The 16,287-nt window shown below is 72.5% G+C and carries 10 protein-coding genes; 5 read left to right on the plus strand and 5 right to left on the minus strand.

Going from position 1 to position 16,287, the window contains the following annotated elements; genetic code table 11:
• Window positions 1–99: 99 nt before the first annotated feature.
• Window positions 100–2,520 (minus strand): endopeptidase La, encoded by a 2,421-nt coding sequence (lon, locus tag J8403_RS15330; RefSeq protein WP_211123674.1) that lies wholly within the window; start codon window positions 2,518–2,520, stop codon window positions 100–102.
• 74 nt (window positions 2,521–2,594) lie between these two features.
• Window positions 2,595–3,665, minus strand: a complete 1,071-nt coding sequence (locus J8403_RS43645; RefSeq protein ID WP_246585853.1) for a rhomboid-like protein — start codon at window positions 3,663–3,665, stop codon at window positions 2,595–2,597.
• Window positions 3,666–3,874: 209 nt separating this feature from the next.
• Here J8403_RS43645 and J8403_RS15340 point away from each other — a divergent pair, with 209 nt between their 5' ends.
• The 4 genes from J8403_RS15340 (at window position 3,875) to J8403_RS15355 (ending at window position 10,809) form a co-directional block, all read left to right on the plus strand.
• Window positions 3,875–4,630 (plus strand): spermidine synthase family protein, encoded by a 756-nt coding sequence (locus J8403_RS15340; RefSeq protein ID WP_211123675.1) that lies wholly within the window; start codon window positions 3,875–3,877, stop codon window positions 4,628–4,630.
• A gap of 104 nt (window positions 4,631–4,734) precedes the next feature.
• A complete protein-coding gene (locus J8403_RS15345; protein ID WP_086709713.1) occupies window positions 4,735–5,475 on the plus strand; it encodes a response regulator transcription factor in 741 nt (246 codons plus the stop codon).
• A 74-nt stretch (window positions 5,476–5,549) separates the two neighbouring features.
• Window positions 5,550–6,716 carry a sensor histidine kinase gene (locus tag J8403_RS15350; RefSeq protein WP_211128262.1) on the plus strand — a complete coding sequence of 389 codons (1,167 nt, stop codon included), beginning with the start codon at window positions 5,550–5,552 and terminating at the stop codon, window positions 6,714–6,716.
• A 247-nt stretch (window positions 6,717–6,963) separates the two neighbouring features.
• Window positions 6,964–10,809 (plus strand): multifunctional oxoglutarate decarboxylase/oxoglutarate dehydrogenase thiamine pyrophosphate-binding subunit/dihydrolipoyllysine-residue succinyltransferase subunit, encoded by a 3,846-nt coding sequence (locus J8403_RS15355; RefSeq protein WP_211123676.1) that lies wholly within the window; start codon window positions 6,964–6,966, stop codon window positions 10,807–10,809.
• Between the two features lie 96 nt (window positions 10,810–10,905).
• Here the strand turns inward: J8403_RS15355 and fxsT are convergent, their stop codons facing one another.
• From fxsT to J8403_RS15370, 3 genes are all read right to left on the minus strand, one after another.
• Entirely contained in the window at window positions 10,906–14,211 is a 3,306-nt protein-coding gene (gene fxsT, locus J8403_RS15360; protein WP_211123677.1) for an FxSxx-COOH system tetratricopeptide repeat protein, read from the minus strand.
• Between the two features lie 207 nt (window positions 14,212–14,418).
• The gene (locus tag J8403_RS15365; protein WP_211123678.1) at window positions 14,419–14,799 is read right to left on the minus strand and encodes a MerR family transcriptional regulator; all 381 of its coding nucleotides are present in this window, start codon (window positions 14,797–14,799) and stop codon (window positions 14,419–14,421) included.
• Window positions 14,800–15,162: 363 nt separating this feature from the next.
• Complete coding sequence (locus tag J8403_RS15370; protein WP_211123679.1) at window positions 15,163–15,933, minus strand: SDR family NAD(P)-dependent oxidoreductase; 771 nt, start codon at window positions 15,931–15,933, stop codon at window positions 15,163–15,165.
• 126 nt (window positions 15,934–16,059) lie between these two features.
• Between J8403_RS15370 and J8403_RS15375 the strand changes: the two genes are divergently transcribed.
• Window positions 16,060–16,242 (plus strand): DUF6104 family protein, encoded by a 183-nt coding sequence (locus J8403_RS15375; protein WP_078643568.1) that lies wholly within the window; start codon window positions 16,060–16,062, stop codon window positions 16,240–16,242.
• Window positions 16,243–16,287: the final 45 nt, after the last annotated feature.

Consider the following 16,287-nt stretch of genomic DNA (forward strand, 5'->3'; position numbering starts at 1 on the left):
GCCGGTTAGTCCAACGATACGCACGGCCGGCAGGTCACGCGTGGCCCGGAATCCCGTTCGACACGGGACCCCGGGCCACGGCGCCACCGGCAGCGTCCGTCACGCCGCTGCCGGGACCTCGGGGGCGGCCGCCCGGGCGGGTTCGAGGGCCAGCTCCAGGACCCGGCGGACGTCCGAGACCGGGTGGACGTCGAGCTTGTCCAGGACCTCGGCGGGGACGTCGTCCAGGTCGGGCTCGTTGCGCTTGGGGATGATCACCGTGGTCACCCCGGCGCGGTGCGCCGCCAGCAGCTTCTGCTTGACGCCGCCGATGGGCAGCACCCGCCCGGTCAGGGAGACCTCGCCCGTCATCGCCACGTCCGGGCGCACCTGGCGGCCGGAGAGCAGCGAGGCCAGGGCGGTGGTCATGGTGACGCCCGCGCTCGGGCCGTCCTTGGGGACCGCGCCCGCCGGGACGTGGAGGTGGATGCCGCGCTCCTTCAGGTCGCCGACCGGCAGCTCCAGTTCCGCGCCGTGGGAGCGCAGGAAGGAGAGCGCGATCTGGGCGGACTCCTTCATGACGTCGCCGAGCTGACCGGTGAGGTTCAGCCCCGCGCCGCCCGTCTCCGGGTCGGCCAGCGACGCCTCCACGAACAGCACGTCACCGCCCGCGCCCGTGACCGCGAGCCCGGTCGCCACGCCGGGGACGGCGGTGCGGCGCTCGGCCGGGTCCTGGGCGGACTCGGGGGTGTGGTGCGGCCGGCCGATCAGCGGGCGCAGCTCCTCCACACCGACGGTGAAGGGGAGTTCGCGCTCGCCGAGCTCGTGCTGGGCCGCGACCTTGCGCAGCAGCCGGGCGATGGAGCGCTCCAGGGTCCGTACGCCCGCCTCGCGGGTGTACTCGCCCGCCAGCTTGCGCAGCGCCTCGTCCGCCACCGTGACCTCGCCCGGCTCCAGACCGGCCCGCTCCAGCTGACGGGGCAGCAGGTGGTCCCGGGCGATGGTGACCTTCTCGTCCTCGGTGTAGCCGTCCAGGCGCACCAGCTCCATGCGGTCCAGCAGCGCCTCCGGGATGGCCTCCAGGACGTTGGCGGTGGCGAGGAAGACCACGTCGCTCAGGTCGAGTTCGACCTCCAGGTAGTGGTCGCGGAAGGTGTGGTTCTGGGCCGGGTCCAGGACCTCCAGCAGGGCCGCGGCCGGGTCGCCGCGGAAGTCGGAACCCACCTTGTCGATCTCGTCCAGGAGGACGACGGGGTTCATGGAACCCGCCTCCTTGATGGCCCGGACGACCCGGCCGGGCAGCGCGCCCACGTAGGTGCGCCGGTGGCCGCGGATCTCCGCCTCGTCGCGGACGCCGCCGAGCGCGACCCGGACGAACTTCCGCCCCATCGCGCGGGCGACGCTCTCGCCCAGGCTGGTCTTGCCGACGCCGGGCGGGCCCACCAGCGCGAGCACCGCGCCGCCGCGGCGGCCGCCGACGACGCCGAGGCCCCGGTCGGCGCGGCGCTTGCGCACCGCCAGGTACTCGGTGATCCGCTCCTTGACGTCGTCCAGGCCCGCGTGGTCGGCGTCGAGCACGGCCTTGGCGCCCTGGATGTCGTACGCGTCCTCGGTGCGCTCGTTCCAGGGCAACTCCAGGACGGTGTCCAGCCAGGTGCGGATCCAGCTGCCCTCGGGGCTCTGGTCGCTGGACCGCTCCAGCTTGTCGACCTCCTTGAGGGCCGCCTCGCGCACCTTGTCCGGCAGATCGGCGGCGGACTCGACCCGGGACCGGTAGTCTCCGGACTCGTCCTCGGGGTCGCCGTTCAGCTCGGCGAGCTCCTTACGGACGGCTTCGAGCTGGCGCCGCAGCAGGAATTCGCGCTGCTGCTTGTCGACGCCCTCCTGGACGTCCTTGGCGATCGACTCGGCGACGTCCTGTTCGGCGAGGTGGTCGCTCAGCCAGGTGACGGCCAGCTTGAGCCGGGCCACCGGGTCGGCGGTCTCCAGCAGCTCGACGCGCTGGGCCACGCTCAGGAAGGGCGAGTAGCCGGAGTTGTCGGCGAGCTGCGCGACATCGTCGATCTGCGCCACCCGGTCCACGACCTGCCAGGCGCCGCGCTTGCGCAGCCAGCTGGTGGCCAGCGCCTTGTATTCCTTGATCAGTTCGGTGACGGCGCCGGGCAGCGGGTCGGGCACGATCTCCTCGACCGTGGTCCCCTCCACCCACAGCGCCGCCCCGGGTCCGGTGGTCCCGGCCCCGATGCGGACGCGGCGCACACCGCGGATCAGCGCGCCGGGGTCGCCGTCGGAGAGCCGGCCCACCTGCTCGATGGTGCCGAGCGTGCCGATGCCCGCGTAGGTGCCGTCGACGCGCGGCACCAGCAGCACCCTCGGCTTACCGCTGCCGCTCCCACTGGAGCGTGCGGCGGCCTGGGCGGCCTCCACCGCGGCGCGTACCTCGGTATCGGAAAGGTCCAGCGGCACCACCATGCCGGGCAGCACGACCTCGTCGTCCAGAGGCAGTACGGGCAGGGTGAGCGGTGTGGACAGCGAAGCCATGATCTCCCCTTCGGCAGGCAACTTGAGTCGGTGAGACTCAAATAATCAATGCCCACTCAATGCACGGAGGGGCCTCAGGTGTTCCCGGGCGCTCGTTCGCTGTGAGCGAAGCCGCCCCCGGCCGCCGCGCTGCCCTTCGAGGACGGCCGCCACCTGGCGTTTCGCCGGACATACGGCCAGCAGACGATGCCGATCAGCAGGGCGAGCCCATGGCCCCACTCGGTGAGCGGATCGAAGTCGACGAGGCTGCCTGCGGCGAGCGCGAGGCCGATCCCGCCGAGCAGCGCCCAGCGCAGCCGGGGCACCAGCAGCCCGGCGAGCGCGGCGGCGCAGGCGATCAGGCCGTAGCTGACCCCGTAGTCGAGGCGGCGCAGCGAACTGTCCGGGAGATGCCCGACGGCGACGGAGGCGGCCACCGGGAGCTCGGTGAGCAGCGTCGCCAGCACATGGCCGAGCAGGAACACCCCGGCGGTCCGCACCCCGCCGATGCGCCGCTCCAGCGCGCCGAGCACCAGCGGGAAGACGACCAGATAGGGCGAGGTGATCCCACCCACCACCCACAACGCGCTGACCAGCAGCGTCAGCAGCGGCCGCTGGGAGAGGTGGGACACATCGGTGCTGGAGTCCGCGAGCAGATCGTGCACGGTGCCGGGGTCGCCGAGGCGGGCGTAGAGCCCGGTGCCGAGCAGGACGAGCGTGTAGCCGAGGGTGAACGGCACGCTGATGAGCGTGCGCGGCAGCGTGGTGAGGAGCGGCGGGTGCGGGTTGCCGAGGCGCGGCAGCGCGCTCGGGCCCGCCGCGGTGGCAGCCGTAAGGCGCCCGCGACCCGCCGTGGCAGCCGTAAGGCGCCCGCGATCCTTCGCGGCGACCGTAAGGCGCCCGCGGTCCGCCCCGGCCGCCGGCCCCTGCGGCGTACTGGCCCCGGCGGCGGCCGGCCCGGTGAGCCCCGCCGCCCGCCGCCGACCGGCCGAGCCGGCGCACGGACGAGCGGTGGCGGCCGCCCCTTGCCCACCCAGGTCATCGCCGTCCGCCGCCCGCCCGCCCGGGACGGCCGGAGGGGGCACCGGGGCACCCGGCGACGGCCCCACCGACTCCGCCGCCCCAGCGGCCTCCGCGTCCGTCGTCCCGCGTATCGATGTTGTCAACGCCCGCGCCCCTTCCTCACTCCCTCTGCTCTCCGCATATCCGCATCCACGGGAACAACAACCCGGGGGCCGTGAGTCATGTCACCGTGGCGTCGGCTGTGACGCGGACGACGTCGCGCCGCCGGACCGCCGCCGGAATCGGTTGGACCGGCGCAAGGGCCCGGCGCGAGGATGGCGGCATCAGGACCGCCCCGGGAGGACCCCACCCCATGCAGCCGCGACCGCAGCCGCCGTACGACCTCCACCCCGCCGACGACGACCGGCCGGTGACCGTCGACCGCCGGGAGGGTCCGTACGGCGAAGTGGTGCTGCGGCGGCGCGGTGGCGGAGGGCCGCCGGGGGACGCCGTCTTCGAGATCATCGCCAATGGGTGCTTCCTCATGGACACCTCCGACGGCCGCTCCGAGCGGCTGCTCATCCGCGCCGCGCTCGGCGCGCTGCCCGCCGACCGGCCCTCCCCCGCGCTGCTCATCGGCGGGCTCGGCGTGGGGTTTTCGCTGGTCGAGGCGGTGGCGGAGCCCCGGTGGGGGCGGATCGCGGTGGTCGAGCGGGAGGCGGCGGTGATCGACTGGCACCGCGAAGGACCCCTGGCGGCCGTGACCGCCGGGGCGCTGGCCGATCCGCGCACCGAGATCGTCCACGCCGATCTGGTCGCCTGGCTGCGGACCGCGCCGCAGACCCCGCGGGCCGCCCCGCACAGCTACGACGCGCTGTGCCTGGACATCGACAACGGACCCGACTGGACCGTCACCGAGGACAACGACGGCCTCTACTCCCCCGCCGGACTGGCCGCCTGCGCGGCGCGCCTCGCACCGGGCGGAGTGCTGGCCGTATGGTCGGCCCAGCCGTCACCCGCCTTCGAGGAATCTCTCCGTAATGCCGGGTTCACGCGGGTGCGTACGGAAGAGGTCACCGTTGCCCGGGGTGTTCCCGACGTCGTGCATCTTGCCGTTCGGGGCGCGTAGCAAAGCCGCGTACGCTGGCTTTACGCTTGCTTGCCTACCAAACGCGGCTGAGCGATGACCAGGCGCGAGCCGCGGGTTTCACCGGAAGACGCAGGGGCGGGCGTATGGAGCAGACTCACAACGGTCACAACGGGGCCGCCACGACCACCCCTGGCGCACAGCGCCGGGTCCTCGTCGTCGAGGACGATCCGACCATAGTGGACGCCATCGCGGCCCGGCTGCGTGCCGAGGGGTTCCAGGTCCAGACGGCGGGAGACGGTCCGGCGGCGGTCGACACGGCCGAGGCATGGCAGCCCGATCTGCTGGTCCTCGACGTGATGCTGCCGGGCTTCGACGGTCTGGAGGTCTGCCGCCGGGTGCAGGCCCGCCGTCCGGTGCCGGTGCTGATGCTGACCGCGCGCGACGACGAGACCGACATGCTGGTGGGGCTCGGGGTCGGTGCCGACGACTACATGACCAAGCCGTTCTCCATGCGCGAGCTGGCCGCGCGGGTGCATGTGCTGCTGCGGCGGGTGGAGCGGGCGGCGCTGGCCGCGCACACCCCGCGCAGCGGGATCCTGCGCCTGGGCGAGCTGGAGATCGACCACGCCCAGCGCCGGGTGCGGGTGCGCGGTTCGGATGTGCATCTGACCCCGACCGAGTTCGATCTGCTGGTCTGTCTGGCCAACACCCCGCGCGCGGTGCTCTCGCGCGAGCAGCTGCTGGCCGAGGTGTGGGACTGGGCGGACGCCTCGGGCACCCGCACCGTGGACAGCCACATCAAGGCGCTGCGCCGGAAGATCGGCGCGGAGCGGATCCGTACGGTGCACGGCGTCGGCTACGCCCTGGAGACCCCGGCGGCATGAGCAAGGGCCGCTGGGCGCGCAGGGTTCCCCAGGCCTGGCGGGTCCCCGGGGCCCGGGTTCCCAAGGTCTGCCGGATGTACGCCGACTCCAGGGGCCGGCGGGCGTGGTCCCGCGCCACCTGGGCCCGGATCTGGGAGGCGCTGCGGCCCTTCGACCCGTACCGCTCGGTCAAGGCGGCGCTGGGGGCGCTGGTCATCGGCTCGGTGATCATCACCACCTGGCTGGTCTTCGCGGCGGTGCACTCCGATACCGAGCTGCGCGTGATCACCATCTTCTCGATCATCGCCTCGCTGCTGATCACCCAGTTCGTGGCCCACGGGCTGACCGCCCCGCTGGACGAGATGACCGAGGTCACCCGGGCGATGGCGAACGGCGACTACACCCGGCGGGTGCGGGCGGCGCAGCGCCGGGACGAGTTCGGCGACCTGGCGACCGCGTTCAACCGGATGGCGGCCGATCTGGAGGCGGTGGACACCCACCGCAAGGAGCTGGTCGCCAACGTCTCGCATGAGCTGCGCACCCCCATCGCGGCCCTGCGCGCCGTGCTGGAGAACGTGGTGGACGGGGTCTCGGAGGCCGATCCGGAGACCATGCGGGTCGCGCTGCGGCAGACCCAGCGCCTGGGCCGCCTGGTGGATCAGCTGCTCGATCTCTCCCGCCTCGACAACGGAGTGGTTCCGCTGCACGCGCGGCGGTTCGAGGTCTGGCCGTATCTGGCCGGGATCCTCAAGGAGGCCAGCATGGCCAAGGGCGCGGAATCGCAGTCGGGCGCGCACACCCGTACGGACGTCCACCTCAACCTGGACGTCTCGCCGCCCGAGCTGACGGCCCACGCCGACGCCGAGCGGCTGCACCAGGTGATGGCGAACCTCATCGACAACGCGGTCAAGCACAGTCCGGCGCACGGCCGGGTGACCGTGCGGGCCCGGCGCGGTGACGGCGGCCCGGAGAGCCTGGACCTGGAGGTGCTGGACGAGGGGCCCGGCATCCCGGAGGCGGAGCGGCACCGGGTCTTCGAGCGGTTCAACCGGGGCGGGCTCTCCCCCGACAGCGCGGCGGCCGGGGGCCGCCGCCGCCCGGGCCCGGCCAGCGACGGCGGCACCGGTCTGGGGCTGGCGATCGCGCGCTGGGCGGTGGACCTGCACGGCGGGCGGATAGGCGTGGCGGAGTCCCCGCGGGGCTGCCGGATCAAGGTCAGCCTCCCTGGACCGGCACCGGAATCCAAACCGGCCACCCCCTGAGATCAAAGTTGAAGTAAAGTCGACCCTGTCGCGCACATACGAGCGGCAGGGATGCACGTTTGCGCTGCCCCGCGTGAGGAAACACACGAAACCCCGGGTGTTTCCCGGTGAGTCATGCGCTGAAACCCGCCAATCAATGTGACTTGCGCGACGATGACCAGTGCGGCCTGCACGTAAGGGTCCAAGGGGCGTAGCCTTTATTTCCGCTGTCCACCACCTTAGGAAGCGGAAGAGGGCGGTTGCCGCCGTGTCGCCACAGTCCCCCAACACCTCGAGCGTCTCGACCGATGAACAGGACGGGCAGGGAAGTAACCCTGCCGCTGCCTTCGGCCCCAATGAGTGGCTCGTCGACGAGATCTACCAGCAGTACCTCCAGGACCCGAACTCGGTCGACCGAGCCTGGTGGGACTTCTTCGCCGACTACAAGCCGGGTCAGGACACCGGCTCCGCGGTGGCCACGCCACCACAGGGAGTAGCCGCGAGCGCCGCCCCGGCGGCTCCGGCCAAGCCGGCGGAGGCCAAGCCCGCCGTCCCGGCCGCGAAGCCCGCCGAGGCCAAGCCCGCCGCGGCGGCCCCGGCCGCCCCGAAGCCCGCACCGGCGCAGCCCGCGGCCCCCGCCGCGAAGGCCGCCCCGGCGGCTCCGGCGGCCCCGGCCAAGCCCGCTCCGGTCAAGCCGACCCCGGCCGAGCCGACGGTCTCCAAGAAGGAGCCCGCCGGACCTTCCGCCGGCCCCGAGCTGGTCACGCTGCGCGGCCCCTCCGCCGCCGTGGCGAAGAACATGAACGCGTCGCTGGAGCTGCCGACGGCCACCTCGGTCCGCGCGGTCCCGGTGAAGCTGCTGTTCGACAACCGCATCGTCATCAACAACCACCTCAAGCGCGCCCGCGGCGGCAAGGTGTCCTTCACGCACCTGATCGGCTACGCCATGGTGCAGGCGCTGAAGGCGATGCCCTCGATGAACCACTCGTTCACCGAGAAGGACGGCAAGCCGACCCTGGTCAAGCCCGAGCACATCAACCTCGGTCTCGCCATCGACCTGGTCAAGCCCAACGGTGACCGCCAGCTCGTCGTGGCCGCGATCAAGAAGGCCGAGACGCTCAACTTCTTCGAGTTCTGGCAGGCGTACGAGGACATCGTCCGCCGCGCCCGCTCGGGCAAGCTGACGATGGACGACTTCACCGGCGTCACGGCCTCCCTGACCAACCCCGGCGGCATCGGCACCGTCCACTCGGTGCCGCGGCTGATGCCCGGGCAGGGCCTGATCGTCGGCGTCGGCGCCATGGAGTACCCCGCCGAGTTCCAGGGCACCTCCCAGGACACCCTGAACAAGCTGGGCATCTCCAAGGTCATGACGCTGACCAGCACCTATGACCACCGGGTGATCCAGGGCGCCGCCTCCGGCGAGTTCCTGCGGATCATGAACCAGCTGCTGCTCGGCGAGAACGACTTCTTCGACGAGATCTTCAAGGCGCTGCGCATCCCCTACGAGCCGGTCCGCTGGCTCAAGGACATCGACGTCAGCCACGACGACGACGTCACCAAGGCGGCGCGGGTCTTCGACCTGATCCACTCCTACCGGGTCCGCGGCCATGTCATGGCCGACACCGACCCGCTGGAGTACCGCCAGCGCAAGCACCCCGACCTGGACATCATCGAGCACGGGCTCACCCTGTGGGACCTGGAGCGCGAGTTCGCGGTCGGCGGTTTCGCGGGCAAGACCATGATGAAGCTGCGCGACATCCTGGGCGTGCTGCGCGACTCGTACTGCCGCACCACCGGCATCGAGTTCATGCACATCCAGGACCCCAAGCAGCGCAAGTGGATCCAGGACCGCGTCGAGCGCAGCCACGACAAGCCGGAGCGCGAGGAGCAGCTGCGCATCCTGCGGCGGCTGAACGCGGCCGAGGCGTTCGAAACCTTCCTGCAGACCAAGTACGTCGGCCAGAAGCGGTTCTCCCTGGAGGGCGGCGAGTCCGTCATCCCGCTGCTGGACGCGGTGCTGGACGCGGCCGCCGAGTCGCGCCTGGACGAGGTCGTCGTGGGCATGGCCCACCGCGGCCGGCTCAACGTGCTGGCCAACATCGTCGGCAAGTCGTACGCGCAGATCTTCCGCGAGTTCGAGGGCAACCTCGACCCGAAGTCCATGCACGGCTCCGGCGACGTGAAGTACCACCTGGGCGCCGAGGGCACCTTCACCGGCCTGGACGGCGAGCAGATCAAGGTCTCGCTGACCGCGAACCCCTCCCACCTGGAGGCCGTGGACCCGGTCCTGGAGGGCGTCGTCCGCGCCAAGCAGGACATCATCGGCAAGGCCGGCACCGACTTCACGGTGCTGCCCGTCGCCCTCCACGGCGACGCGGCCTTCGCGGGCCAGGGCGTGGTCGCCGAGACGCTGAACATGTCGCAGCTGCGCGGCTACCGCACCGGCGGCACCGTGCACATCGTGATCAACAACCAGGTCGGCTTCACCGCCGCCCCGGCCGCGTCCCGCTCCTCGATGTACGCCACGGACGTCGCGCGCATGATCGAGGCGCCGATCTTCCATGTGAACGGCGACGACCCGGAGGCCGTGGTGCGCGTCGCGCGGCTCGCCTTCGAGTTCCGCCAGGCGTTCAACAAGGACGTGGTCATCGACCTGATCTGCTACCGCCGCCGCGGCCACAACGAGACCGACAACCCCGGTTTCACCCAGCCGCTGATGTACGACCTGATCGACAAGAAGCGCTCGGTGCGCAAGCTCTACACCGAGTCGCTGATCGGGCGCGGCGACATCACCCTGGAAGAGGCCGAGCAGGCGCTGCAGGACTTCCAGGGCCAGCTGGAGAAGGTCTTCACCGAGGTCCGCGACGCGGTTTCGGCCCCGGCCCCGGCCGAGGTCCCCGAGCCGCAGGCGGAGTTCCCGGTCACGGTCCAGACGGCCGTCTCCCAGGAGGTCGTCAAGCGGATCGCCGAGTCCCAGGTCAACACCCCCGACCGGATCACCGTCCACCCGCGGCTGTTCCCGCAGCTCCAGCGGCGCGCGGCGATGATCGAGGACGACTCGATCGACTGGGGCATGGGCGAGACCCTCGCCATCGGCTCGCTGCTCATGGAGGGCACCCCGGTCCGGCTCGCCGGCCAGGACTCCCGCCGCGGCACCTTCGGCCAGCGCCACGCGGTGCTGGTGGACCGCGAGACCGGCGATGACTACACCCCGCTGCTGTACCTCACCGAGGACCAGGCGCGGTACAACATCTACGACTCGCTGCTCAGCGAGTACGCGGCGATGGGCTTCGAGTACGGCTACTCGCTGGCCCGTCCGAACGCGCTGGTCATGTGGGAAGCACAGTTCGGTGACTTCGTCAACGGCGCGCAGACCATCGTGGACGAGTTCATCTCCTCGGCCGAGCAGAAGTGGGGCCAGACCTCTGGTGTCACGCTGCTGCTGCCGCACGGTTACGAGGGCCAGGGGCCGGACCACTCGTCGGCCCGTATCGAGCGCTTCCTCCAGCTGTGCGCGCAGAACAACATGACGGTCGCCGCGCCGACGCTGCCGTCGAACTACTTCCACCTGCTGCGCTGGCAGGTCCACAACCCGCACCACAAGCCGCTGGTCGTCTTCACCCCGAAGTCGATGCTGCGTCTGAAGGCCGCGGCGTCGAAGACCGACGAGTTCCTCAACGGCTCCTTCCGTCCCGTCATCGGCGACGAGACGGTCGACCCGGCCGCGGTGCGCAAGGTGGTCTTCTGCTCCGGCAAGGTCTACTACGACGTGGCCGCGGAGCGGGACAAGCGCGGTGCGAACGACACGGCGATCATCCGTCTGGAGCGGCTGTACCCGCTGCCGGGTACGGAGCTGCAGGCCGAGATCGCCAAGTACTCGGGTGTCGAGAAGTTCGTGTGGGCGCAGGAGGAGCCGGCCAACCAGGGTGCCTGGCCGTTCATCGCCCTCAACCTGATCGACCACCTGGAGCTGTCGGTCGGCGCGGACGTCCCCGCCGCCGAGCGCCTGGTCCGGGTCTCCCGTCCGCACTCATCCTCGCCCGCGGTGGGGTCGAACAAGCGGCACCAGTCGGAGCAGCAGGCGCTGGTGAACGAGGTCTTCGAGATCTGATCCACCCCACCCGATCCACCCCGTTCGAACCCGGAAGGCCCGGTCCCGCGCATCGCGGGGCCGGGCCTTCCGGCCGTTCGGGGCGCGCCCTTACGGTCAGATGGGCAGCGGCTCGAAGTCCCAGACGGGGCGGTGGTGCTGCCAGGCGGCCAGCACCTGGGAGTGTCGCGGCCCCCACTGGGCTTCAAGGGCGCTGGTGGCTCCCCGCCTCACGGTCCGTGCCTCGTCCCGCCCGCCCTCGGTCTCCCCCAGATCGGCGGCGAGCGCGAGCCGCGCCATCAGCGTGAGCGGATGCCGCTCGCCCAGCGCTTCGGCAGCGCGCCGCGCGGTCTCCCGGCCCATCGCGCAGGCTTCCTCCTGCCGCCCCATCGCGAGGTACTTGGCGGCGGTGTTGAGCGCGATCCCCAGCGTCCACGGGTGGTGCTCGCCGACGGCAGCCGTCATCTCCATGAGCGAGGTGTCCAGAACCTCCAGCGCGAAACCCGCGGGCAGAGTGCACGCGTGGTTCGCGCGGGCACCGATGGTGTACGGGTGCCGGTCGCCCAGAGCGGCCCGGTAACGGGCCATGGTCTCCTCGGCGACGCTCTTGGCCCGCTCCAGCTCACCCGCGTGCCGCAGGACGCGGGCGGCTCCCGTCCCGATCATCAGCGTCAGCGGGGCGTCCTCGCCCAGCAGGCGCCTCGCCCGATGCGACAGGGCATGGATGTCGGTGTCGCGGCCCTCATCGCACAGCCACAGGTGGTACTGGGCGGCCAGGGTCCATGGATGCCCGGCGCCCAGGAGGGCGCGATGCCGCTCGACGCTGGGCACCTGCAGCGCCAGCGCCTGCTCGTAGCGGCCGGACAGCCGCAGGTCGTAGGCGAGTTCCGTCTCGCACGCCAGCGTCACCAGCGCCGTCGGGCCCAGTTCCGCCCGCGCGCCGTCCAGCGCTTTCCCGGACAGCTGCGCGGCCTCGGCGTAGGAGCCGAGCATCCGCAGCGAGCGGGACAGACTGCGCTGGGCGATCCGCATCTGCGCACCCTCTTCCGGACGGTGCACGGCGCACAGGTCATGCTGCCGGCGGGCCAGCCGGTACGCCTCGGCGTAGCGGCCAAGACCCAGCAGGTCCGCGGCCAGCCTGGCCGTCGCGACGAGTGCGCCCGGCGCGTCCGACTCGGTCAGGCTCGCCAGCACCGACCGGTCCAGCGCCTCCGCGGCGACGTAGTGCCCGGTCTCGCGCAGCAGGGCCGCACGGTGGGCCATCAGGTCCGGATGGGCGTTAGCCGCGCGTTCGGCGAGGTGGGTGCCCGTCTCGTAGTCGCCGCTCAGGGTCAGGTAGGTGAGGAAGCCGACGACCAGCCGGCGCGAGGCGGCGTCCGGTGACTCCAGCGCGCCCGACTGCTCCAGGTACGGCACGAGCCGGGCGTAGCGCGACCAGGCCGCCGGGTCGTCGGGGCGCCGCGGATCGGCCGCGACGAGGGCGCCGCGGACGACCCGGGCGTCCTTCTCCCGCTTGTCCTCCGGGGTCCGCCGCCGCACCGCGTCCCGTACGAAGCGGCTCATCCAGACCGCCTCGTCCTCCAGCGCCGACCACCGCATCACGGACCACTGGGCCAGCTTCCCGATGGCCAGCTCCAGTTGGCTGGGGTTCTCCAGGAGTGCCGCGACCGCCGGGGAGACCTGACCCGCCGGGATGGCCCGCAGCAGGGCGAGCGGCACCGGGCCGGGGCCGAACAGGGCGCACACCCGCAGCAGTTCGGCCGCCGCCTTCGTGGTCTCCCGCAGTCGGGTGATCAGGTCCTTGAAGGCGGCGTGGTACGGCATCGGGTAATCGGCGGCGGGCCGTACCGGGTTGGGCTCGCCGTCGCTCACCATGCGCACGTACTCGGCGACGGGCGTGGACGCGCCGTCCAGCCAGCCCGCCGTCTGGTCCAGCGCCAGCGGCAGGTCCTCGACGGCCGCCGCCAGCCGGTCCGCGTCCTCGGGTCCGATGCGCGGCGCCCGGCGGCGTACCAGGGCGACGCTCTCCGTCCGGTTCAGCGGCGGGATCTCCAGCAGCTCGGCGTAGTGGTCGGCCCAGGCCCGGTTGCGGGAGGTGATCAGCACATGGCCGCCCCCGGCGGGCAGCAGGCCGGCGATGGCCTCCGGGTCGTCGGCGTCGTCCAGGACGATCAGCCAGCGCCGGTACGGATCGCCCCGGCGCAGCGCCTCCAGCGCGGCGCGGGCCAGGTCCGCGTCCTTGGCGTCCTGACGGACGCCGACCTCCCCGACCACCCTCACCAGCACGGGCGCCAGCGCCGCGAGCCGTGCCTCCAGCGGTGGCCGCCCGTCCACGGTGCTCCACCAGACGACGTCATAGCGGGCGGCGAAGCGGTGGGCGTATTCGGCGGCGAGCTGAGACTTGCCGATGCCCGGCGGCCCGACGAGGGCGACCACGGCGGTGTCGGCGGGCGCGGCCTCCAGCCGGTCGTACACCTCGGTGAGCAGCGCGTCCCGCCCGGTGAACCGCGGATTGCGGCGCGGCACACCACCCCAGACGTGGGGAACCTGCCCGTCGTCCATCGATGTGCGGCCGCCGGGGTCGGCGTCGCCGCCCCGTAACGCCGCCAGCTCCCCTTCGAGCCGCCGGGCCCGCTCCTGCGCGGCGACGGCCTGCTCCTCCGCGAGCCGCAGCCGGTGCGCGACCGGGTCCTCGGCCGCGGCCTTCGCCCCGGCCGCCTCCTCCTCCGTCTGCAGCTGGTGTTCCAGCGCCTCGCAGCGCCGCTCGGCGTCCAGCGCCTGCCGCCGGGCCTGGGTCAACGCGCCCTGCAGCCGGGCGACTTCCTCCCGCAGCCGGTCCCGTTCGGCCGTCAGGTCCTCGCGCTCCTGCCGCAGGCGGTCCAGCTCCGCGCTCCGGGCCCCGCGGTCCGCCGCCGCGACCGCGATCCGCCGCCGCTCGACCTCCATCTCGGCGATGCGCTGTTTCCGCACCAGCAACGCCTCCGACAGCGCCTCCGCCCGCACCTCGGCCTGCTGGCGCTGCCGGTCGGCGTCGGCGAGCTGGTCGCGCAGCCGCTGAAGCTCCCAGCCGACCTTGTTGGTGGCCTGCAACGCCCGGCGTTGCAGGGTGTGCACATGGGCCATCACCTCGGTCGAGGAGGGCCGTCCGGTGGCCTTGGCGGCATGGGCGAGGAGCTGGTCCACGAATTCGGCGGGCGGCACCACGGTGCCGTTCAGATAGCGCGAGACGGTCCCGGCGTCGTAGTGCAGCCGTACGGCGAAGACTCGCAGCGACACTCCGACGGCGCCGAACAGCTCCCGCAGGCTCTCGGCCAGCGCCCGGCACTCCGATCTCACCTGCCCGGGAATCGGCTTGAGATCCCCGATCCGCCGCGCCGCGCCCGGCTCCGGCACCAGCTCCCCGCCGACGGGTCCGTCCTCCATGGGTCGCCCCTCCCCCGTTGCGGCGCTCTGCAACGCGTGCGGACTGCCGCAACGCCCCAGAGCCCGCACATCGTGAAACGTACCCCCGGCGCCTTGGCCGGTTTCACGAAAGCAGATCGACGATGCCGAACCGCCCCCGTCCCGCCCTTCTCACCCTCACCGCCGCCGTGCTCTCCGGCGCCGTACGCGCGCTGGTGTCCTGGCTGCTCAGCCGGACGACGCAGTGACCGCGGCCCGGTCGCCGGAGGCGATGGCCAGCCGCTCGGCGAGTTCGTCGCGCACCCGCGCGAGGGTGGCGATCCGGTCGTCCAGCACGCTCAGGCGGCGGCGCCCGACGTTCAGCATGGCCTCGGAGGGGCGGCTGCCCGGCAGATCGCCGTCCAGACAGGCGCCGAAGTGCTCGATGTCCTCCAGGGTGAGCCCGGCGTCCAGCAGATAGCGGATGTTGGCCACCCGCTGGATCGCCCGCTCGTCGTAGATGCGGTAGCCGTTGGCCGCGCGTGTGGAGCTCAGCAGCCCTCGCTCCTCGTAGAAGCGCAGGGCCCGGGTGGTGGCACCGGTGGCCTTCGCCAATTCCCCTATCCGCATGCGGCGACACTACCGGCGGACGGGGTCCGGCTGTTCTTTCCCCTCCCCGCCCCTTCCCGCTGGTACCGGGGTGCGACGAGCCGACCGCCGCCGCGATCAGCTCACCGGCCGGACGACCGTGCCGTCCAGGTCGTCCGGCCGGGGTCTGGGGCGGAGCCCGAGTTGCGGGAAGGGGCGGGGAGGGGAGAAGCCCGCCGCGGGCGATATGCGGCTGCGCCGCGGCTGTGCCGATATCCGGCTGCGCCGCGGCTGTGCCGATACGCGGCTCCGCCGCGGCTGTGTCGATACGCGGCTCCGCCGCGTGGCCGGCCACGACACAGCCGCGGAGGAACGACCGCACCTCGCGACACCCCCGCGGAGCGCTCAGCCCACCAGCGCCCCGCCGTCCACGGGCAGGACGACGCCGGTGGTGTAGCCCGCCTCGGGCCGGGCGAGCTGGGTGATCCAGAAGGCGACCTCGTCCACCCGGCCGAGCCGCCCCAGCGGGACGTGCTCGATCAGGGTCGTCCGCAGGGCGTCGATCTGCTCGGTGTCGAGCCCCTGGTGCCGCCCGATCGAGGTGGCGATGGGGCCGGGGGCCACACCGGCGACGCGCACGCCGCGCGGCGCGAGGTGCACCGCCCAGCTGCGCGTCAGGGTGTCCAGGGCCGCCTTCAGCGCGGCGTACAGCTCCGTGCCGGGCATCGGCCAGCCGCGCTGGCCGATCGCCGTACTGACGTTGATCACGACACCGGCGCTCTCGGTCAGATGCGGAACGGCGGCCTCGGTGAGGTACATCGGCGCGAGCAGATTGACGGCGAGCATCTCGTCCACGGCTTCCCGCCGGATGTCGCCGAGCGGTGCCTGCCGGACCACGGCGGCGTTGTTGACCAGCACGTCGAGGCGGCCGAACGCCTCCAGCGCGGTGTTCACGATCAGTTCGGCGGCGCCGGGCGCCGCGACGTCGGCCACCAGCGGCCGGATGCCCGGCGCGTCGGCGGCCGTCTCGGCGAGCCGGGCCGCCGTGCGGCCGACCACCAGGACCTGGGCGCCCTGCTCGGCGAAGGTCCGCGCGGCGGCCCGGCCGATCCCCGTGCCCCCACCGGTGACGATCACCGCTGTGCCGTCGAAGTGTGCGGCTGTCATGTCTGTCATGTCAACGCACCGTAAACATTGCCGCCCGCGTCAAGGTCAACTCCGGCGGCCCTCGGGTCGCTCACCGGGCCGCGGCGCCGCATATCCTGGGCGGGTAGATCCACCCCATCCCCACCGGAGCGACCCTTGTACTTCACCGATCGCGGTATCGAGGAGCTGGAGCAGCGACGCGGCACCGAGGAGGTCACCTTCGAGTGGCTCGCCGAGCAGCTGCGGACGTTCGTCGACCTGAACCCGGACTTCGAGGTACCGGTGGAGCGGCTGGCGACCTGGCTGGCCCGGCTCGACGAGGAGGACGACGACGTCTGAGGCCGCGCCTCGGCCCGACCGCACCTCAGCGCGACGCGGCCCTGT

The sequence above is a fragment of the Streptomyces yatensis genome, from assembly GCF_018069625.1.
GTDB classification, from domain to species: Bacteria; Actinomycetota; Actinomycetes; order Streptomycetales; family Streptomycetaceae; genus Streptomyces; species Streptomyces yatensis.